Source organism: Vibrio palustris (assembly GCF_024346995.1).
Classification (GTDB): Bacteria; Pseudomonadota; Gammaproteobacteria; order Enterobacterales; family Vibrionaceae; genus Vibrio; species Vibrio palustris.
This window is the reverse complement of record NZ_AP024888.1, coordinates 734,472-754,264: the sequence shown is the minus strand read 5'-3', so window position 1 is coordinate 754,264 and position 19,793 is coordinate 734,472. Positions and strand designations below refer to the sequence as shown.

19 protein-coding genes and 4 tRNA genes are annotated in these 19,793 nt (G+C 41.6%); 13 read left to right on the top strand and 10 right to left on the bottom strand.

Annotated elements, in window-relative coordinates:
• Positions 1-93: 93 nt before the first annotated feature.
• The 3 genes from OCU30_RS15810 to OCU30_RS15800 form a co-directional block, all read right to left on the bottom strand.
• On the bottom strand, positions 94-810 hold the full coding sequence (locus OCU30_RS15810; RefSeq protein ID WP_077315004.1) for a DUF554 domain-containing protein: 717 nt from the start codon (positions 808-810) through the stop codon (positions 94-96).
• Positions 811-887: 77 nt separating this feature from the next.
• Positions 888-1,889, bottom strand: a complete 1,002-nt coding sequence (locus OCU30_RS15805) for an LLM class flavin-dependent oxidoreductase (RefSeq protein WP_077315005.1) — start codon at positions 1,887-1,889, stop codon at positions 888-890.
• 154 nt (positions 1,890-2,043) lie between these two features.
• The gene (locus OCU30_RS15800; protein WP_077315006.1) at positions 2,044-2,469 is read right to left on the bottom strand and encodes a winged helix-turn-helix transcriptional regulator; all 426 of its coding nucleotides are present in this window, start codon (positions 2,467-2,469) and stop codon (positions 2,044-2,046) included.
• Between the two features lie 449 nt (positions 2,470-2,918).
• On the opposite strand from OCU30_RS15800, the gene OCU30_RS15795 reads away from it, so the two are divergent.
• From OCU30_RS15795 to OCU30_RS15780, 4 genes are all read left to right on the top strand, one after another.
• Positions 2,919-3,476: a DJ-1/PfpI family protein gene (locus OCU30_RS15795; protein WP_077315007.1), complete on the top strand. Its 558-nt coding sequence runs from the start codon at positions 2,919-2,921 to the stop codon at positions 3,474-3,476.
• A gap of 423 nt (positions 3,477-3,899) precedes the next feature.
• Positions 3,900-5,306, top strand: coding sequence for a family 43 glycosylhydrolase (locus OCU30_RS15790; RefSeq protein WP_077315008.1), 1,407 nt, complete (start codon positions 3,900-3,902; stop codon positions 5,304-5,306).
• 249 nt (positions 5,307-5,555) lie between these two features.
• Positions 5,556-5,642: transfer RNA gene (locus OCU30_RS15785), tRNA-Leu, on the top strand.
• 31 nt (positions 5,643-5,673) lie between these two features.
• A tRNA-Cys gene (locus OCU30_RS15780) sits at positions 5,674-5,747 on the top strand.
• Between the two features lie 133 nt (positions 5,748-5,880).
• Here the strand turns inward: OCU30_RS15780 and OCU30_RS15775 are convergent.
• Positions 5,881-6,558 (bottom strand): response regulator, encoded by a 678-nt coding sequence (locus OCU30_RS15775; RefSeq protein WP_205408817.1) that lies wholly within the window; start codon positions 6,556-6,558, stop codon positions 5,881-5,883.
• Entirely contained in the window at positions 6,551-8,155 is a 1,605-nt protein-coding gene (locus OCU30_RS15770; RefSeq protein ID WP_077315009.1) for an ATP-binding protein, read from the bottom strand. Before OCU30_RS15770 ends, OCU30_RS15775 begins: the two co-directional genes overlap by 8 nt.
• A 285-nt stretch (positions 8,156-8,440) precedes the next feature.
• On the opposite strand from OCU30_RS15770, the gene OCU30_RS15765 reads away from it, so the two are divergent.
• Positions 8,441-9,688, top strand: a complete 1,248-nt coding sequence (locus OCU30_RS15765; RefSeq protein ID WP_235861874.1) for a 2-hydroxycarboxylate transporter family protein — start codon at positions 8,441-8,443, stop codon at positions 9,686-9,688.
• 89 nt (positions 9,689-9,777) lie between these two features.
• Here OCU30_RS15765 and OCU30_RS15760 read toward each other — a convergent pair whose 3' ends face one another.
• Positions 9,778-10,341: a porin family protein gene (locus OCU30_RS15760; RefSeq protein ID WP_077315011.1), complete on the bottom strand. Its 564-nt coding sequence runs from the start codon at positions 10,339-10,341 to the stop codon at positions 9,778-9,780.
• Between the two features lie 546 nt (positions 10,342-10,887).
• Between OCU30_RS15760 and OCU30_RS15755 the strand changes: the two genes are divergently transcribed.
• From OCU30_RS15755 to OCU30_RS15745, 3 genes are all read left to right on the top strand, one after another.
• On the top strand, positions 10,888-11,523 hold the full coding sequence (locus OCU30_RS15755; RefSeq protein WP_077315012.1) for a hypothetical protein: 636 nt from the start codon (positions 10,888-10,890) through the stop codon (positions 11,521-11,523).
• A gap of 313 nt (positions 11,524-11,836) precedes the next feature.
• A tRNA-Leu gene (locus tag OCU30_RS15750) sits at positions 11,837-11,923 on the top strand.
• 10 nt (positions 11,924-11,933) lie between these two features.
• Positions 11,934-12,007 (top strand) — tRNA-Cys (locus tag OCU30_RS15745).
• A 474-nt stretch (positions 12,008-12,481) separates the two neighbouring features.
• Here the strand turns inward: OCU30_RS15745 and OCU30_RS15740 are convergent.
• The 4 genes from OCU30_RS15740 to OCU30_RS15725 all read right to left on the bottom strand — a co-directional run bounded on the left by OCU30_RS15740 (position 12,482) and on the right by OCU30_RS15725 (position 15,824).
• The gene (locus OCU30_RS15740) at positions 12,482-14,083 is read right to left on the bottom strand and encodes a BCCT family transporter (protein WP_077315013.1); all 1,602 of its coding nucleotides are present in this window, start codon (positions 14,081-14,083) and stop codon (positions 12,482-12,484) included.
• Positions 14,084-14,403: 320 nt separating this feature from the next.
• Entirely contained in the window at positions 14,404-14,838 is a 435-nt protein-coding gene (gene trxC / locus OCU30_RS15735) for a thioredoxin TrxC (RefSeq protein WP_077315014.1), read from the bottom strand.
• A gap of 124 nt (positions 14,839-14,962) precedes the next feature.
• A complete protein-coding gene (locus OCU30_RS15730; RefSeq protein WP_077315015.1) occupies positions 14,963-15,202 on the bottom strand; it encodes a YgjV family protein in 240 nt (79 codons plus the stop codon).
• Between the two features lie 298 nt (positions 15,203-15,500).
• A complete protein-coding gene (locus OCU30_RS15725; protein ID WP_077315016.1) occupies positions 15,501-15,824 on the bottom strand; it encodes a DUF496 family protein in 324 nt (107 codons plus the stop codon).
• Between the two features lie 190 nt (positions 15,825-16,014).
• Between OCU30_RS15725 and OCU30_RS15720 the strand changes: the two genes are divergently transcribed.
• From OCU30_RS15720 to OCU30_RS15700, 5 genes are all read left to right on the top strand, one after another.
• Complete coding sequence (locus tag OCU30_RS15720; protein WP_077315017.1) at positions 16,015-16,218, top strand: hypothetical protein; 204 nt, start codon at positions 16,015-16,017, stop codon at positions 16,216-16,218.
• 35 nt (positions 16,219-16,253) lie between these two features.
• On the top strand, positions 16,254-16,931 hold the full coding sequence (locus OCU30_RS15715; RefSeq protein WP_077315018.1) for a YceH family protein: 678 nt from the start codon (positions 16,254-16,256) through the stop codon (positions 16,929-16,931).
• Positions 16,924-17,220 carry a GIY-YIG nuclease family protein gene (locus tag OCU30_RS15710; protein WP_077315019.1) on the top strand — a complete coding sequence of 99 codons (297 nt, stop codon included), beginning with the start codon at positions 16,924-16,926 and terminating at the stop codon, positions 17,218-17,220. The genes OCU30_RS15715 and OCU30_RS15710 overlap by 8 nt, the downstream gene beginning before the upstream one ends.
• Before the next feature lie 124 nt (positions 17,221-17,344).
• A complete protein-coding gene (locus OCU30_RS15705; protein ID WP_077315020.1) occupies positions 17,345-18,499 on the top strand; it encodes a conjugal transfer protein TraF in 1,155 nt (384 codons plus the stop codon).
• A gap of 182 nt (positions 18,500-18,681) precedes the next feature.
• A complete protein-coding gene (locus OCU30_RS15700) occupies positions 18,682-19,785 on the top strand; it encodes a substrate-binding domain-containing protein (RefSeq protein ID WP_077315021.1) in 1,104 nt (367 codons plus the stop codon).
• Positions 19,786-19,793 lie beyond the last annotated feature (8 nt).

Sequence of the window (19,793 nt, the reverse complement as noted above, 5' to 3'; positions counted from 1 at the left end):
TTGAGTCGGTAAAAAATTAATGAAAAGAGCGCAGTGAAAACTGCGCTCTTTTCTATTTTATAAGCTGCAATGTCATAGTTTCTATACTTTGCATCATCCCATGATACTTAGCCAAAACGCTGAAATAGGCATAATAATCACCAAGCTTGGTAACAGGTTGGAGAGAGGAAAATCAATCGCCCCACAAATACGAAAACCCGTGGCGAAGACGAGTAGACCGCCAACCGCAGAAAAATCATCAATCATAGTCGGTGTAGTTAATGGCATCACTGAACTTGCGGAAAAGTATAGAATGGCTTGTAACAGCACTTGTGGAATCGCCAGCATGGCGACAGGTAAACCCAGAGTCGTTGCAAAAATCGCCGCGGTTAAACAGTCCAAAAATGACTTTACAATTAACAGTGACGGATCGCCTGTCATGCCTTCTTGCATAGCGCCAAAAATGCCGGTGCCACTGACGGAAAATAAAATCAGTAGTGAAATAAAACGATCCATATACGCGTTTTGTTCCATGCTGTGATTTTGTGGAGCGACCACTTTTTCAATGATTGATTGTAATAAGGTAGCGAAGCGTTTAATGGATTTCTCTAGTTGAGCGATTTCGCCAAGAATAGCGCCAAGCAATAAGGCGAGTACGACAGCAGGTAAAGTCTGAACTTTGATGGCCATCGATAAACCTATTCCCATGGAAGCTAAGCCAAATACCATCGGCATACGTTCTTTCATCGACTCAGGGATCTTTTTATGAAAAAGGGTACCGATGATACTGCCGCTAATAATAGCGGCCGCATTAACAAATGGGCCTAACATAGATAAATCATCCTTAATTGAAAAGCAGTGTATATCACACTGCTTGGTTAATAGAGTCTGCTAGTGGTTGTTGGTCACTATCTTTTATGAGCGCCGACCAGCTCAGCAAGTAATTCATAGGAATGTAGCTTGCTTGCTTGATCGTAAATCATGGAATTGACCATTAGTTCATCTGCTTGAGTGCGCGACAACAGATCGTCTAGTTGATGTTTCGCTGTTTGTGGCGAACCAATGATTGATTCTTGCAATTGATTGTTTAATTGACGTTTTTCATGGGGTAGCCAAAGCGGCTCCATGCTTGCAACTGGGCGAGGTAGTTTACCGCGTTTTCCTCTAATCATGCCTAAGAATTTTTGTTTTTCAGTTGTGGCAAGAAATTGTGCTTGTTCGTCGGTGTCCGCCAATGTGGCGTTGATCGCGATCATCGCATAAGGCTTATCTAGGTGTTCTGAAGGTTTGAAGAATTGGCGGTACATATCCAATGCCGCAAGCATAGCGCCAGGCGCGAAGTGCGCTGCAAACACAAATGGCAGCCCTTTCATGGCAGCTAAACGTGCACTATAGGTACTAGAACCAAGTAACCAAATCGGTACCTGAGAATGACTACCTGGATAGGCTGCAACAGGCTGCGCAGATGAGACAGGTCCTTGGAAAAACTCTAACTCTTCAAGCAACTCATCAAAATTGGGATCCATATTATCGGGATCACGACGTAATGCATGCATTGTTGGATAATCTGTCCCCGGAGCACGGCCTAGTCCTAAATCAATGCGGCCAGGATGTAGAGCTTCTAGGGTGCCAAATTGCTCTGCAATGACCAGTGGCGCATGATTTGGCAGCATAATCCCCCCAGAACCTACACGAATCGTCGTGGTATTGGATGCGATATGTCCAATGAGTAATGAAGTGGCAGCGCTGGCGATATCTGGCATGTTATGGTGTTCTGCTAACCAAAACCGTTGAAATCCTAACCCTTCGGCATGCTGTGCTAATTCGACTGAGCGTCGGTAAGTTTGAGAGTGGTCTGCACCATCAATCACAGGAGCGAGATCTAACACTGAGACGGGAGGGAAATTCATTATCTTTTTCTCCTTTGGAGTATGAAAGGAGAGTATGCCATTGGAAGAGCATCAAAATAAAGAGAATATAATGAATTTCTTATATACGAATGGATATCATCGAACTGTATAGGCTGGTTTTATCCAATCGCAGCATTGTTCTCATCGATTTAGGCTAAACCGTTTCATTTTGTGCTTGGTATGCTTGGCGGTGTTCAAGAATATCGGGCACATTGACTTCTATCCATCCTGCTAACTCGAGGATGCGTGCCGCGACTTCTTCGCCCATGATAGTAAGTGAATACTCCACATGTAATGGCGTGACTTGATAAGCAGTGCGTTTTATAAACCCGTCGGCTTCTAATGCTTGTAGGGTTTGCGAGAGCATTTTTTCACTGATACCTGAGACACGACGGCGCAGTACACTAAAACGAGCCGAGTCACCGCCATAAAGCGCAAGTAATGTTAAAACTCCCCATTTGCTTGTCACGTTACGTAAAATTTCACGAGATGGGCATTCTTTTTCCAACACGTCACCACGTTTAATTTTATCAACGAGTTTTTCCCCGGACTTTTTGATTGACGCTTGATGAGTTGGCATACGTTAAGATCCTACAAATTTGATACTTAAATGTTGCAGGCAGTATAACAAAATTCCGGATTAAAAGTGAGAGATTACCCAAAATCGCGCAATTATCGCCAGTTAAGCACTCGGTGATAACGGATTGTCTATATTGCCGTCAAACGGCTTAGTAATCGATAAAAATGGTCATTGTGCGGACATGACTATGACATGGTATGTTATGCTATTGGTATGGTAGGAGATAACCGCACAGCGTATTAAATATACAGGCATATCAAGGTCCTACGTGATTTGCATTCCAAAAAAATGTTGATATTAATCTTGTATGCTATGCCTATGATCGTTGTACGTTATGGTCAGTACCATAAAGAATGATATACAAACGCTTACCGTTTAAGCACGCGTGTACTAAAGAGAAACTGCACTCTACTTTTCAGAGTGAATCGTTGATTAACAAGGAGATTTCAGTGGCTAAAGTTTTAATGATTACTGGCGATTTTGTCGAAGATTATGAAAATATGGTTCCGTTCCAAGCACTTATAGCGATGGGGCATCAAGTCGATGCAGTATGTCCAGATAAAAAATCAGGGGATACGATCAAAACCGCCATTCATGATTTTGTTGGTGATCAAACATATATTGAGTTACCAGGGCATCACTTTGCGCTTAATGCGAGTTTCGATAAGATCAATCTGGCCGACTATGATGCACTGTATGTGCCTGGTGGGCGAGCGCCTGAGTACCTAAGACTTAACGCGCGAGTAATTGAAATGGTGCAACATTTCTTTACTGAGGATAAACCTGTTGCGTCTATTTGTCATGGAGCGCAGATTCTGACGGCAGCGGGGGTTATCAAAGGTAAAACTGTTTCTGCTTATCCTGCTTGTCGCCCTGAAGTTGAATTAGCTCAAGCAACGTATGCCGATATTGCTGTAGATCAAGCAATAACAGATGGAAAACTGGTAACCGCACCTGCGTGGCCAGCCCATTCAGAAATGATAAAACAATTCGCAGTATTACTCTAAATATCGTTATATTAAGGGTATAAGATAAAAGCGGGATACTATTCCGCTTTTTTTTATGTATCGAGTTATGTTGTCGTATTATACCGCATGGAATATTGACAATGAGCTCTAAACCATCTTTTTTTTTATATCCCATAAATAATCACAACATTATGTTTTATTTATTAAATTATATATTTTTTATTAAATCTATAGTCTAAAAGCGGTTAATTTTCAATCTAAGTAGATGTTGTGAATGTCGCATTAATATTATTATTAATGCTGAAAATTATTAAACTAAGATCTACTTCTAAAGTATTAATATTTTTATCGAAAAAAAGAAGAACTCTACGGTTTAGTTTGTAAGAATGTGTCAAGAATACTGAATGTACGTATTCTTCTTTTATTACACATTTTTATTTAACATAAACGAAGGGATTACCTATGTCTAAGATATTAAACTATCTTACGATGGGAGCTGTTGTATTTGCGAGCCCATTCGCGCTTGCATTGGATAACGGGGTTTATACCGTTACGTCTAAGTACAGCAACAAGCTTTTACAAACGACTTCCGCTAACATGAAAGATGGCGCCAACGTTGATACGTGGGGAGTAACCAATCATGATACGCAAAAATGGATTATTACCAATCGCGGTAATGAACAATATTCACTGATCAATTTAAATAGCGGTAAAGCGCTCGAAATCTATGAATTTTCAACTCAAGATGGTGGCAATGCCGATCAATGGGAATATTCTGGTAATGCCACTCAACTATGGACGATAAAGCAACACGGAAATTATGTGAGCTTTGTTAACGTCAATAGTGGTAAGGCGCTTGATCTTTATGAATTTAATACAGAAGATGGCGCTAACGTTGATCAGTGGAGTTATACTGGCAATGATGCTCAACAGTGGAAATTAACGAAAACAGCGAATGTTGAATCTACGCCTTATGATCCATCAAAAACGAACGATACTTCTGATACCTGGCGTTTGAGTGGCGACATTTTTACTCATGATCCTACTTTAATGTATCAAAATAACACTTGGTGGCAGTTTTATACGGGGGATGGGATACCAGGTAAATACGCGACTGATGGACTATCTTGGCAACCGATGCCTGCAGTATTCCCGAATGGATTGAGCTGGTGGCGTAACGCAGTACCTGAGAATAACGGTATTGATGTCTGGGCACCGGATGTACGTGAGTACAATGGCCGTACTTGGCTATATTATGCTATCTCTGCGTTTGGTAAGAACACGTCGGCAATCGGTCTTACGTCAGCGCCGTCGATTGAAAGCGGTCAATGGCGAGACGATGGTATGGTCTTGAACTCGACATCAGCAAATAACTATAACGCGATTGATCCAGACTTAGTGATTGCCAAAGATGGCGCGCCTTGGTTAGTCTTTGGTTCACATTGGGACGGGATTAAGATGACTCGCTTAAATCCGGAAACAATGAAGCCAATGGGACAGTTATACTCTCTGGCTCGTCGTTCTGGCGAAGTTATCGAAGCGCCGACCTTAATATATCGTCAAGGTTATTACTATTTATTTGTGTCGGTGGGTAAATGCTGCGAAGCTCTAAATAGTACTTATCGCATCGCGTATGGCCGTTCGAAGAGTATTACGGGACCTTTCTTAACGAAGTCTGGTCAGCGTATGTTAGATGGTAACGCTGAGATATTTGAAGGCGCGAGTAATCGTTGGGTTGCTGTTGGTGGACAAGATATTGTCAATACTGATGTCATTATCCGCCATGGTTACGATCGTAATGATAAAGGTGTGCCTAAAATGATCATCAGTAAATTAAACTGGGATAGCCAAGGCTGGCCAAAATATTAACTCGTCACGTTTCTAAAGACGGTTAGTAACAGACAAAGCGAAGGGTTGCGACCTTTCGCTTTGTATTTTATGTGGATAAAAGTTGCTCATAGTGTTTATTAACCATACACGGCAGGTGGCTTTTTAGACGGTTGAATAAATAAAACGATTTTTTTGTTGACCCATTTTTTCAATCGGTTAAAGTACATCTCGTTCTCACGGCAAAGGTCGCTGAGAAAGATGGTGTCTTACCCATCGCATGATTGCGTTGCCCTGGTGGTGGAATTGGTAGACACAAGGGATTTAAAATCCCTCGGCGTTCGCGCTGTGCCGGTTCAAGTCCGGCCCGGGGCACCATCTATGTTGTTATAGAGATACAATCTGATATGGCGTGTTGGCAGAGTGGCTATGCAGCGGATTGCAAATCCGTGGACCTCGGTTCGACTCCGGGACGCGCCTCCATTTAGCCATCGCTAAATGACGAGTAACCAGCTTAAGCTGGTTTTTTTGTGTCTATAATTTATATTCCTACCTTAAGCACTTAAGGCCTCCTGATGAAGGCCTCGTTGGTGATGTATAAAACATTACCGCTCAGTTAAGTGACTCTATACAGCCGTTTAGGGCGTCCGCCCGTATTATAATTTAACACTAATTTGACCACGCCTTCTGATTCGAGAAACTCTAAATAACGACGGGCCGTAATACGGCTAACATTCATGCGCTCGCCAATGTCAGTCGAAGAGAATTCGATTAATTGCTCCTCAACGATCAGGGCTTTCAACTTGGCGAGAGTAGTGGAATCTATTCCTTTAGGTGTTTTACGAGTATCTTTAGGCTCAACTTTACGTAATAAGAGGTCAATATCTTTTTGGTCGACCGTAGAGTTACTGGAAACCTGCTGCTTGTATAAATCATAATCTTTTAATGCCTGATATACCCGAGACATACGAATGGGTTTAACAAGGTAATCAGAAACGCCCAACCGAATAGCTTTAGTCAATGTTTCGATATCTCTATCCGCGGTGGTAATAATAAAGTCACATCTTGCGCCTTGCTTACGCATTCGCTGGATAAATTCTAACCCATGTCCATCCGGTAAGGTCATGTCAATGAAGATCAATTGAGGCTGATAAATCGCGTACTGTAACAATGCCTCAGAATAACTTTCACTGACTGAGACAACGGTAAAGTCTTCATCTTGCTTAATGGCGGATTCAAGCATATAGCTTGCACGAAGATCATCCTCAAGAATCATTACATTGTATTTAGTCATACTGCATTAACTTATTTTTATCGAGATAAATCATAAATAGGGTGGTATTTTCTTCGGTTCGTTCCCAATCCAACGTACCTGAAAAGTAGTCGACCAATTGATTGACCAGATATAAGCCCACTCCATGCTGCTCTTCGTCCTGTTTGGTACTGACGCCGTATTCAATAATTCGTTCATTGATTGATTCAGGTACGCCGACCCCCGAGTCTTGTACTTCAATGATAACATGCTGACTACGATCACTTAGATACAATTGCACATTGGGTGTTTGCTGAGTGCGATTCTCCCAAGCTGCGAATAATGCATTATCGACTAAATTACCAATAATAGTAACCAATTTATCTGACACCGTTTTACCATAATCGTCAAGCGTCGTATCGGTATCGAGAACAAAGTTGACATGCATATCGGAGGCTTTGTTAAATTTCGCGAGCAAGAGCCCTGCCACAGCGGGATTATGTACAGTGCGTACTATGGCGTTAATCACTGACTGATAATGATCGGTTTCTTGTTGGATAAACGCAATGGCTTCTTGCGTATGTTCTAACTGTAACATCCCAGAAAGCGTATTGAGTTTGTTTGAATACTCATGAGTCTTATGGCGTAAGAGTTCCGCATAGTTTTTCAGGTAGAGCAATTCTCGCTCCATTTGGGAGTGATCTAGATTAGGGAAGAAAACGACGACGTAACCGGTATGTTGGTTTTGACTTTGTAAAGGGTAGACGTTGGCACGATAGCAAAGATTACCAACGGAAAATTCACCTTGGTGAAAACGTGAATTAGCCTCTAATACCATATGAGCTAATGAGGTAGAGAAGGTGGCTAAAGGTTTATACAGCTGCTGAGAATGGCCAACAGTGCTTAAAGAGAAGAGGTTAACCGCGCTATTATTCATTGTCGTGACATTCAATTTATTATCGACCGCGATAATTGCATCGCGAATACTATTCAAGATCAGCTCGTGCTCATGAAACTGATTGACAATATATTCTGGCTCATAATCGAGGAAGGTACGTTTCATTTTCCAAAATAACACGATGGTCATCGATATTGCGATTAAGTACACAATCGCTATCATCAAGCCAATGTGTCCGTATTGCGCTAGCATGATAGCAAAGCTTTTATCGGACAAATAACCAATACACACCGCCCCGATCACTTCACCGTTACTAATCACAGGGACAAAATTGCGAATTGCACTGCCTAAGGACCCTTTAGCCACGGTGCTGTAACTGACACCACTGTTTAAGGCCCTGTAGATATCATCACCAACAAAATGTTTACCTACACGTGCTGGGTTAGGATGGCTAAGCCTATACGCCTGCTTGTTCACTACGACAATAAAGGATGCACCAGTTTGTGCTCGTAAAGACTCAATATAATGATTGAGTGACGTGGGCTTGCCTTGGTTGCTATCTTTGACCGCCTCAATAACTTGGTCGTTGTGTACAATGACTTTGCCGAGTTCGATGCCTCTTGCTCTTAGCCCATCGTGATAGATATTTTGTAATAAGAAAAATATCGCCGTGGTGACCACAATGACGATCGTCGAGGTGGTCGCAATGGTCGACAAAGCAAGATGACTCTTCAATTTCATGTACGTTAGCTTCCGTCAGTTTAAGAAAATGTTAATAGCACGTCATAGTATGGGGTATTTTGCGTAGGCTTAGTTCGTGAGTCAAAAAATATTGTCATAAAACTGCGCGGTTTTTCAGCAAAGTAGGGTTACAAAAGTTACAAAACTATCGAATAGTTTCATTAGTGCTTAACTCAGTAGGCAGCGAGTGAGGAATTGCTAAACTTCGCGAAAATTTTTTAAAACAACCCTACAAGTGAGCAATATATGTTTAACAATGCTGTCATATCTGCAAAGGATAAAACGATGATGAATGTCGTTTTTGCTTTGTCCGCTATTGTCATCCTTCTTGCAACCATCGAAAACAAAATGCCCTCCGGTATGATCGGTGCGGTTGGTGTTATGGCCGTCGTTGGCTATATCTTAAATACGCTTGGTAATAAAACTCCGATCGTTAACCAATATTTTGGTGGTGGTGCGATTGTCGTGATTTTCGGTTCATCGTACATTTTTCATAGCAGTGTCGTTCCTACTGAAGTTGTAGAGAATGTTACCACATTTACGAAAAGTGGCGGTTTCCTTTCATTCTTTATCGCAAGTTTGGTGACAGGCTCGATTCTGGGTATGGACAGCAAAGTATTGAAGAAAGCAGCCGTTAAATACATTCCGGTCATCGCTGGTGGTGTTGCTTGTGCTTTCTTGTTTGCCGGTCTCGTCGGTGTTGTGCTTGGCGAAAACTTCTTTGACTCTATCATGCTGATTGCTTTGCCTATTATGGGCGGTGGCATGGGAGCAGGTGCGGTGCCATTGGTTGAAATCATTTCTGGTAGTACGGATCTATCTCAAGATATGTTGATGTCTAAAATGGTACCTGCATTAGCGATTGGTAATGCGGTTGCTATCGTTATAGCTGGCCTATTGAGCAAACTAGGCCAACGTTACCCATCTTTAACCGGTGAAGGCCAGTTAATTATTGGTCAAGAAAATAATGCTGATGAAGCGCAAGAGGAAGAATTTCCAATTACGGTGACATCACTTGGTCTTGGTGCCTTGCTAGCGATTACGATGTACATGATTGGTACTTTACTGCACTCAGTAATCAATATGCACCCTTATGCGCTTATGATTATCTCGGTTGCTTTGATTAAAGTCAGTGGACTGATGCCACGTGACTTAGAGCGTTCTGCGCATACATGGTCAAAATTTGTATTGGATAACTTAACTCCAGCACTGCTTGTGGGTATTGGTGTTGTATATACCGATTTAGATCAAATCGTCGCGGCATTAACTTGGGCAAATCTATTTATGGTGTTTGCAACGGTATCAGGTGCGGTAGTGGGCAGTGCTATTATTGGTCGTATGATGGGGTTCTACCCAATCGAAGCGGCGATTACTGGCGGACTATGTATGGCAAACATGGGCGGAACAGGCGACGTAGCCGTACTTGCCTCGTGTAAACGTATGGGACTGATGCCATTTGCACAGATCTCTTCACGCTTGGGCGGTGCTTTGATGCTTATTCTAGCCACATCATTACTACAATTATTCCTATAAAATGATTGTGTGCTAAACAAGATAGAACAGAAAAAGGGGCGAAAGCCCCTTTTTTAATCTTCGATTTTACGAGACTATTGGCTTAGTGGTTAAAAGCGATATTCAACACCTGCCGTTACCTGATTAAAGTCTGTGTTGGTATCAGAGCCATCACGCACGTCTTTGACATCCAAATCTACGTCATACCAAGTATATTCCGCGTTTACGATAAAGTTATCAGTGACTTTAAATCCAACACCAGCACCAGCAAAGACCGCGGTGTCATCCTTGTCTCCTGAAGCCCCAGCAATATCATAATCTGTGTTGTACCAAAGCTGGCCGCCTTTGGCGTAAAGATCGACGCGATCGCCAATTGGCGCGGTAAGCTTAAGCGCAGCTGTATAACCGTCAGTTTTTGCATTTGCTAAGCTACTACCGTATTTACCAAAATCGATGTAGCTACCCTCAACGCCTAAGTAAGGGTTAATACGATAACCAAGTAAGCCTTGGTATACTTCATTGTCGTCGTCAAAATCGTCCTGCCCGTCGATCTTTACATAACCTACGTTACCACCGACATATAAACCACTATCGTTATTCGATGCAGCATAAGTAGGAAGAGAGTATGCACCAATTAATAGTAGGCCTGTGATGGCTGGAAATAGCTTTTTCATTATGTACTCCTCATTTGTTTCAATAGATGCGCGTTGTGGCCACATCGAATACGTCTTTATGGGGTAAATAAAAGAAAATAATTGACGTCATGTTATTTCCTTATGTCGTGATTTAAATCACGTTGATATCCAACTCTTCTATTATTAACAATTAAATTAAAAGTTTTTTCATCTAACGGTGATAAATACGTCATTAAGTGGTTAAATAGTCATCACCGTGTCATGGCGTGACAGTAAGACGTCAATGACGACAATTTTATGGATAGGGTGTAAACGGCAAATGAACACTATTCAATTAATGTGACGGCGTAACTTATTGTGAAGGTAATGGTCTTTTAGCTATGATTAATAGATATTAATCAGCCAACATTAGATATTTAAAGAAACGAATTAAGTTTTTCTCATAAATAATGTGGAATTGCTCCATGTAAGAGAAAAAATTTCGTTTACATAGAGTGATAACCTACTAATATCGTGAGATAAATAGACTTACAGATATTTGATTAAATATCGCTCTATCACGTTGTAGTATTTAGGAAGAAAACTATGGAATTACATTTTTTGGATGAACGTATTGCCAAGCTCGAAGCTATTCGCTCTGAAGCAGATTGTAAGTCAATCAGTTACTTAGTTGATAAAGTTATACAGAAAATACACGATACAACAGGGGTTGTTTTTCTTTTGAATCGTTATGGATCAGGGTTTGTCCAAGAGAACTTTTCGCAGCATCAATCGATACATTGTTCACAACCGCGTTTTAAATATGAAAAAGAGGGGGCTGACGGTTACAGGAATACTGTGCAAACAATGATGAGACAGATAAGTATTGATTCTTTAACTCTCGCTTTAAAAACGCTACCAGATGTGATTAATAACGATATATTAGCCTACAACATTGATGAAATAGACATCGAAAAAATTAATGAAAAATTGAGTATTTTGATCGATTTAGCACACGTTGAAGGTGATGTGCCATTGTCTAGTGCGTCGGCGAATAATTCATGGTTAACACCATTGAATAGGCATACAGATAAAAAAAATCAATATATTGTTGACGATTTAAATAATTACAGCTACGCATTATCAATGTGGTTGACGGCAAGTCAAAATACACTGATGCTTTTAAAAGAATATATGCCGTTCGGTATAACCGATGATATAGCAAAAAAGTATACTATTTAATCTTAAAGGGTCCCTTGTATTATCGCGCAAGTTGGTGCTGTGGATAATCATACTCTCATACATACTCTATAGTTTACCATTTTTAATGGATATGACTTGCAAGAGAAACCGTGATTAAGAAATAAACCGATTTATATTTGCTCATAACTTCAACTATGTGCGGCGATATTAAACAGGTGAGATTGTTTTTTGATCATTTAAATCATAAAGTTAAATTTTTTATTGATCTTATTTCTCAATCGAGTAAAGTACATCTCGTCTTAACGGGAAAGGCGTTAAGATTAATGATAGGGTGTCTTCACCAGCAATAGCTGCCCCGGTGGTGGAATTGGTAGACACAAGGGATTTAAAATCCCTCGGCGTTCGCGCTGTGCCGGTTCAAGTCCGGCCCGGGGCACCATATCATTTAAGGCGTGTTGGCAGAGTGGCTATGCAGCGGATTGCAAATCCGTGGACCTCGGTTCAACTCCGGGACGCGCCTCCAGATATTGAAAAGCCTGATCAAAACTGGTCAGGCTTTTTTACGTCTATTGGTCTCTGATATCTTGTTCTTGTCAGCATTGGATACACTTGAGGTGTAGGTATGATCGACGAGTAACATTTGGTAATGGTCTTTAATTTTCTCTTCGACGTTCTTGTCATCATTCACACTTGTTCTAGTGCTCTATATTGGTCTGATTTAGTATAGAAATAAGATGCTATTCATCAGCACTTATTGAAGTTTAGAAACGGATGAGTCATCGATCGCACCCCTGTCATGCCTACACCATCAATCAGCGGTTTATGCTTTACAAGAGCGAGCTAGAGGTCATGATTGATAATCGTTCTGTAATCGCTGCTGTGTGTCTTATTTTCTTGATTATCGTGTGATATGACGTCTCATTTCTCCAGGTCTTAGTGGCGAATACGCATAAAAAAAGAAGCGCATATGCGCTTCTTTTTTTTATCAGTGAGAAGGTTAGTTCTGCACTAAGGGGATTTTTTTGTACACCGAATATTCTGACTTTAACCCCATCAGAAGACTCATACACATAATAATCAGTACAAACGTGAACGGTAATGCTGTTGCTACGACTCCTGACTGCAATGCTTGTAGCGCATCTTTACCGCCGACCCACAGCATCGTTGCTGCGATAGCACCTTCCATACTTGCCCAAAACACACGTTGTGGGATAGGAGAGTCAACTTTTCCGCCCGCTGTAATACTATCAATAACTAACGAGCCTGAATCTGATGACGTAATAAAGAAGACTAAGATGAGAGCGATAGAAATAATCGATATTACATTACCATAAGGAATATTGTCATACATGTAGAACAAGGTCATGGAAATATCAGTAATCCCTTTTTCTCCAAGCACACCAATATGATTCGCTACTTGATCGATGGCAACACCACCAAAAATGCCCATATAAATGAGTGTTACAATGGTTGGAATAAACGTTACCGCTAACATGAAGGTTCGAACACTTCTGCCACGAGAAATCCGTGCGATAAACATACCGACGAACGGTGACCAAGAAATCCACCATGCCCAGTAGAATAGTGTCCATGCATGCATCCATTTCTCATCAGTACGCCCATATGGATTACTCAACGGGATAATATTTTCAACATACCCCATAAAGCTATTGGTCAGTGATGACCAAACCGTGCCCCAACATGCCACTATCACGAAAGCTAATAGCGCAAACGCAAATATCATATTGAAGTTACTAAGACGTTTTACTCCACCATCAATACCTTTCATGACTGATAAGACGGAAATGGCCGTTACAACGGCTATCACAACCATATCTAGCCACATGCCAGCGTGAGTACCTAACGTATAGTTAATACCACTTGATGCTTGCTGTGCGCCTAGCCCTAGGGATGTTGCTAAACCGAATAAGGTCGCAAGAACGGCCACAATATCCACAATATGTCCTAACCAACCCCAAGCTCTATCTCCAAAAATAGGGTAGAAAACAGAGCGCATGGATAAAGGTAGACCCTTATTAAAGTGGAAAAATGCTAACGATAGGGCAACAAGACCAAACATAGACCATCCATGTATACCCCAATGGTATATGGTCGTGCCTAATGCTAGTGCTTTTGCTTCAGGAGTAAATGGTGTGACATCAAGAGGTGTGCCATACCAATCTGTATAATATGCTGTCGGTTCAGCTACGCCCCAAAATAGCAAAGCGGTGCCCATGCCGGCAGAAAATAACATGGAAAGCCAAGAAAAAGTGGAGTGATCAGGAGTTGCTTCACGTCCGCCTATTTTTATTTTTCCGAAAGGAGATACCATGAGGATGAGCCCGAAAACGAGGAAGGCATTCATCGCCCACATGAAAAAGCTATCCGCGTCTTCAATGATGGTATTTTTTATTGTACTTAGTGTGTCTTTAGCAGTCGCTGGATCAGCAACGAGAACAGCAATAAGAAAAACAATGATTAGACTAGCGCTGATTCCAAAAACGGCGTTGTGTACATCAAAACCCCATTTTTGAATATTATCTTGTCCGACTTCATAGTCAGTGGTTTCTATACTGTATTTCTTGAATACATCTGGCATTATTAGTCGCTTTTAGTAATGACTTTATAGGCTTCCACTCAGAATTTTATCTGGATGATTTGCAGAAATCATAGATAAAATCTGATTGTAAAGCTTTCGAATGAACAATATATCACTCTGTCGATATTATCGACACCTTAGATCTTCAATTTCCCCCTAATTGGTTAGATGATGCACAAGCAAGTTTCTCACTTTATAGCGTAAATATTACGTGTACATTTCTGTAAATGATGGCAAAAAGAATCTTTTATGTTCGAGTGTAGAGCAAACAAAATAAGTGTCTGTAAACGAGATATTTTTAACTACCTGTTTAAGACGTGTTATTTATTTAACGCGTTATTAAGCCACTCATCGAACTGCCCTTTAGGTAATGCACCATTAATCGTGTCAATGCACTGACCATTTTTAAATGCCATGATCGTTGGAATGCTACGGATACGATACTGTGCGGCGAGTGCCTCTTGAGTTTCCGTATTAATTTTAACGCAGCGGATCTGATCATGTCTTTCTGCAGCTACATCACTAAAAATGGGCGCAAAACCGACACAGGGATTGCACCATGGTGCCCAAAAATCAATCACAACAGGTTTAGAGCTTGAGAGTAGTGCAGTAATATTATCCGTTGTGCCTTCAATCGGTACGCCATCGAGCAGTAATGCTTGGCATTGTCCGCAGTGAGGCTTTTGTTCTACTCGAGTGGTAGGGATACGGTTTAAGCGCTGGCAAGTTGGGCAGCGAGTGGTGAGTGTCGACATGGTGATAATCTTAACAAGTTAATGATGGTGGTGATTATAGAATAAGTCGAAGTGATGAGCGAGTGTCACAAGCATCTAAAATGGTCATGTTTTAGTCAAACATGACCATCAGTATAGGACTCTTCTAGGTTGACGTGTCTTGTTTGGACGGACGCATCTTATACAAATAGTAAACATTGACGATAGCGATGAAGGTATTCGTGGCGACGACAGGCCATGCACCAATAATACTGCCATAAATACAGAAAATGATGCAGCCAATGAAGTTCAACACACGTAGCTTCACAATGTCTTTCATCGTGAGTGATATCGCGACCATTATCGAGGCAGCATATCCCGTGATTTCAATCGTATTGAGATCCATATTAATTCCTTGCTTATCTGAAACAGAGGTTGGCGTTATTGGTCCAGACTTCTCTTCATGAGAAACAGAGGGAAGCTTCATGCCTCGAAAGATATGACCATTAGAGTACTGAAACACGCTGTGTTTTAGAGGCACGGACTATAGCAGTTGTCAAAATGTGATGGAAGGCGCAATTCCTATGAAAAACAAAGAAACTGACAAGGCAATCGATTACATGTGGTATTTAAACGTTTAGGCGGGTAAAGAAAACAAAAAGCCCGCTTAGTACGGGCTTAATAATCACAAGGCTGAGTATCAATTATGATTTCTTGCCTTGTTGAGTCGCAATTTTATCTTGTTGTGTCAGTTCTCGAATACGACGACTAATGTCGCGTCTTTCTTTGGAGACTTCTGCACTTTTAATAATGTGGTCATCGACACGATCTTCGTAATCTGACTTCATGTTTTTCACAATCGTCAGCATCTCTTCTTGTGTCATGTTCGGATGGAAATAGTCCATTAAATTTTCTAACAAATCGACACGTTTACGGTTATCACGCACTTTTTTTTCATTGTCGATTAATTCGCGTTTGAGCTTGTTCTTACGGCGAGCTAGGCTCACGATTTCAAATACGCTGTTCATAGGTCCCTTCCCTATAGATGTCTTTTACTAGTTCTGATTAAAACACATAGTTTTCACTCATAACAGCTTTTAGATCAAAGATAAGACAGAGCTGGTCAATTGTTGAGCGCCTAAATTATTGCGACATTGTACTTCATCAAAGATGCGCTATATGATGGCACCTAATTAATGAAGAAGTTGTAACAAAATCATGCATGACTCTGAAATTGTAGTAGAGAAGACACCACATCAGGTAGATTCGGATGTTGATTGTATATCAAGCCGTCTCGGTGTCGCTTATGTGACTGAACGTGAAGAACAAGCATTAACGGAAATTGAGCTTAATCGTGCCAAAATCGTTCTCGTCGACGAAAATGGGAAGATTATTCAATTACCGACTAAGAACGAGCATTAAAAACGTTCATATATAATGACAATAAGGATTTTATAATGATCATGGAACTTTCACCTGTTGAAGCAAGAATTATTGGCTGTTTAACAGAGAAAGCAATTACTACTCCGGATTACTATCCTTTAAGTCTTAAAAGCTTAATGACGGCATGCAATCAAAAAAGTAATCGAGACCCGGTAACCGATCTTGATGAAAATCAGGTATTAGATGGCGTTAACGCGCTGTTAGACCGTCGTCTTGTGAGTGATGAAAGTAAGTTTTCTAGTGCAACGCGTAAATATCAACACCGCTTTTGTAATACGGAATTTGGCGATTTGCAATTAACCGAACAAGAGCTGGGTATTCTGTGTTTATTATTACTACGTGGGCCACAAACGGCGGGCGAACTGCGCACGAGGACGAATCGTCTGTGTGAGTTTACGGATAGTAAAGAGACTGAGGCGGTGCTTGAGTATATGGCGAATGAACACGCTTGTGGAGCGCTCGTTGTCAAGCTAGCAAGAGAGCCCGGTAAGCGAGAGTGTCGCTACCAGCATGTGTTTTCTGATGTTGGAGCACTAGCGTTAGTGGAGCCTACGCCATCGCTGTCTGTGTGTCCGCTTCCGGAAGATACGGCATCTCTCAAAGAGGAAATAGCCGAGTTACGTGAGCAAGTGATCTCTCTAACGGCCGTGGTTGCTCGGCTTGAAGCGGAAATGCGTAACAATAATGACTGAAGCGACTTGTCAGTGGTGGTGGGTGTATTTAATAAGGACTCGCCACAATGCGCTGTATTGTGGGATCACGACAGATGTGACTAGGCGGTTTGCTCAGCATCAAGTTGGACAAGGTGCGAAAGCGTTAAAAGGTAAAGGGCCATTACATTTAGTATGGATGCAAAAAGTAGCCACATCGCGAAGTGAAGCGCAAAAAATAGAGTACCGCATTAAACAGCTAAGCAAGAAACAAAAAGAGCGATTAATTGGTCGAGAATACCAACTCGACACTCTTTTTAACGTCGACTGATCCCTCATTTCCCTTGTTAACGAGAGTTGATTCACATTCTCGCGATTTGTTTTAATAATTATCGATTGCTATTTCTCCCACGCATTACGCTTAGTCTAAGCCTATTACAAAGAGTATAGCTATCATGGGAAAAAAACATTTACTGGGTTTAATGGTCGCTGGATCATTAGTGTCGGCTCCTGTATTTGCAAGTAGTGGAGTGGTTGATGCGCGCGGGATGGCAATGGGGGGCACTGGTGTGAGCAGCGCCGACTATTTACTTGCGCCATTTTACAACCCTGCGCTTGTTGCTGTTTATCGCGATAATGATGATATTGGGTTGTTATTACCCGGTATTGGTATTTCAGCTCGAGATAAAGACGATACCCTTAGTGAAGTAGATGACTTACAAGATACTATCGATGATTTTAAAAGTGGCGGCACCACTGCCGAGCTAGCAAATGCAGGTGAGCTAAATGACTACCTCAATCGCTTATCGGATAATCAAGCCACCAATGTAAGTGCAAGCGCGGGGGCGGCGATTGCCATTCCTATGAATGCGCTCTCCTTTAATTTGTTTATGAAAGGCGAAGCTGAAATTAATGCCAAGCCAAATATTGCTCCAGATTTAGGCACGCTACCAACCTTGGTACAGAACCGTTATGAAAATTCGAGTGTTGCGCTAACCGCGTTTGCTAACGTCGAGTTCGGATTGGCAATCGCGAAACGGTTTACGTTGGCGGGCCAAGATGTGGCTTTTGGTATTTCACCTAAAATTCAGCAATTACGTACTTATCAAGATTCTGCGTCAGTAGAAGACTTTGACCTAGATGACTATGACGAAAGCGAACAAAAAAAATCAGCATTCAATATGGATTTAGGTGCTGCTTGGATGATCAGTGATTTTCGCGCTGGTATCGCAGTGAAAGATCTGTTCTCAAAGTCGATTGACACTCAAGATGGTTCAGACACTTATAAATTGAATACGCAGGTGACGGTGTCTGGTGCGTATGTGACGTCGTTTTTTACCGCCGCCGTTGATGTTGATTTAACGAAGAAAAAACGTTTTCTTAGCAGTGATGATGATACCCAATATGTACGATTTGGCATTGAGGGTAACGCTTGGGGGTGGGCACAATTACGCGCTGGTTATGCCATTGACTTAAAGGATAATATGGATAATGCAGTGACTGCGGGCATTGGTATCAGCCCTGGTGATGTGGTTAGTCTCGATATTGGCGGTAGTTACGCTAACCAGCAACAAATGGGCGTTGCGGCTAACATCGCCTTCACTTTTTAACGTTCTGTTCTCCAAATCAACAATGTAGTGCGGATAGCCAGCTTTTTTGTTATCCGTACTATCATTTAATTTACTTATGTTTCATAATCATCGGGCTGTTTTTTTTATTCCTAACATCTAGGGATGAGAGCCCGTGAGTCCATCACACGGTGCTTTTTATTCGTGGCGTGAGACGAGATGACATGATCAAAACAATTTCTACCTTTATGATGTGTGGATTTATAACCGCGTTCAGCCTGCCAACCCACGCTTCTCAAAGTCTGAAAGGGTATTGGCATTATCAAGAGTACCTCGACAACCACCCTGAACAAAAGAAATTGACTCAGCAATTAAGTGATATGGTGCATGAAAACCCTGTCCCTTTGGCGCAGCACCAAAACAAACCCATCACGATTTCCGTTATTTATCCGGCTAGCCAAGTGTCTGATTACTGGGTACGTAATATCAAAGCCTTTGAATTACGTATGGAAGAGCTCGGCATTCGTTATACGATAAATCAAGTTTTTACACGTCCGAATGTGGATGCACGTCAGCAAAGCTTGTCTTTAATGGAAGCACTCAAAGATAAATCGCAATATCTTATTTTCACATTAAATTCAGTGCGACATCGTAAATTCATCGAACATGTATTGCAGTCATCTGAAACTAAAATCATTTTACAGAATATCACGACACCAGTGAAAGCATGGAAAGAGCATCAGCCATTCATGTACGTTGGTTTTGATCACGAGATCGGCACGCAACGTCTCGTGGATTACTTTAGTCAAGCAGAGCCTAAAAATAGTCGTTACGCAATGCTGTATTATTCTGAAGGCTATATCAGTGCAGCGCGCGGTGGGACCTTTATTGAACAAATGCATAACCGTGGTAATGCTCAATTAGTGGCGTCTTACTATACCAATGCCACTGAACAAAGTGGCTATGATGCAACAATGCATATTCTCGATGAAAATGACAATATTCAATTCATTTATGCCTGCTCCACTGATATTGCGCTAGGTGCCATGCACGCGCTAGAAAAGCGAGGCAAACAACATATCAAGCTAAATGGCTGGGGAGGAGGCACCGCAGAACTCAATGCTATTTTAGCGGGGAAACTTGATGCGACGGTGATGCGCATGAACGATGATACAGGTGTGGCTATGGCTGAAGCGATTAAGCTAGATTTAGAAGGCAAACCGTCACCCACGGTCTATTCTGGTCAGTTTGATTTGGTCACGAAGGAAGACAGCCCCGAACGCATTCGCAAGTTAGAGAAGCAAGCGTTTCGTTATTCAGACCGTTAAGGGCTAGT

Excerpts from the sequence above, each read along its gene's own strand:
- OCU30_RS15725 (WP_077315016.1), bottom strand. The coding sequence starts at position 15,824 with ATGAACAGCGTATTTGAAATCGTGAGCCTAGCTCGCCGTAAGAACAAG.
- OCU30_RS15805 (WP_077315005.1), bottom strand. The coding sequence starts at position 1,889 with ATGAATTTCCCTCCCGTCTCAGTGTTAGATCTCGCTCCTGTGATTGAT.
- OCU30_RS15700 (WP_077315021.1), top strand. The coding sequence starts at position 18,682 with ATGATCAAAACAATTTCTACCTTTATGATGTGTGGATTTATAACCGCG.
- OCU30_RS15740 (WP_077315013.1), bottom strand. The coding sequence starts at position 14,083 with ATGCCAGATGTATTCAAGAAATACAGTATAGAAACCACTGACTATGAA.
- OCU30_RS15705 (WP_077315020.1), top strand. The coding sequence starts at position 17,345 with ATGGGAAAAAAACATTTACTGGGTTTAATGGTCGCTGGATCATTAGTG.
- OCU30_RS15760 (WP_077315011.1), bottom strand. The coding sequence starts at position 10,341 with ATGAAAAAGCTATTTCCAGCCATCACAGGCCTACTATTAATTGGTGCA.
- OCU30_RS15715 (WP_077315018.1), top strand. The coding sequence starts at position 16,254 with ATGATCATGGAACTTTCACCTGTTGAAGCAAGAATTATTGGCTGTTTA.
- OCU30_RS15810 (WP_077315004.1), bottom strand. The coding sequence starts at position 810 with ATGTTAGGCCCATTTGTTAATGCGGCCGCTATTATTAGCGGCAGTATC.
- OCU30_RS15765 (WP_235861874.1), top strand. The coding sequence starts at position 8,441 with ATGATGAATGTCGTTTTTGCTTTGTCCGCTATTGTCATCCTTCTTGCA.
- OCU30_RS15770 (WP_077315009.1), bottom strand. The coding sequence starts at position 8,155 with ATGAAATTGAAGAGTCATCTTGCTTTGTCGACCATTGCGACCACCTCG.
- OCU30_RS15775 (WP_205408817.1), bottom strand. The coding sequence starts at position 6,558 with ATGACTAAATACAATGTAATGATTCTTGAGGATGATCTTCGTGCAAGC.
- OCU30_RS15710 (WP_077315019.1), top strand. The coding sequence starts at position 16,924 with ATGACTGAAGCGACTTGTCAGTGGTGGTGGGTGTATTTAATAAGGACT.
- trxC (WP_077315014.1), bottom strand. The coding sequence starts at position 14,838 with ATGTCGACACTCACCACTCGCTGCCCAACTTGCCAGCGCTTAAACCGT.
- OCU30_RS15790 (WP_077315008.1), top strand. The coding sequence starts at position 3,900 with ATGTCTAAGATATTAAACTATCTTACGATGGGAGCTGTTGTATTTGCG.
- OCU30_RS15800 (WP_077315006.1), bottom strand. The coding sequence starts at position 2,469 with ATGCCAACTCATCAAGCGTCAATCAAAAAGTCCGGGGAAAAACTCGTT.
- OCU30_RS15730 (WP_077315015.1), bottom strand. The coding sequence starts at position 15,202 with ATGGATCTCAATACGATTGAAATCACGGGATATGCTGCCTCGATAATG.
- OCU30_RS15720 (WP_077315017.1), top strand. The coding sequence starts at position 16,015 with ATGCATGACTCTGAAATTGTAGTAGAGAAGACACCACATCAGGTAGAT.
- OCU30_RS15755 (WP_077315012.1), top strand. The coding sequence starts at position 10,888 with ATGGAATTACATTTTTTGGATGAACGTATTGCCAAGCTCGAAGCTATT.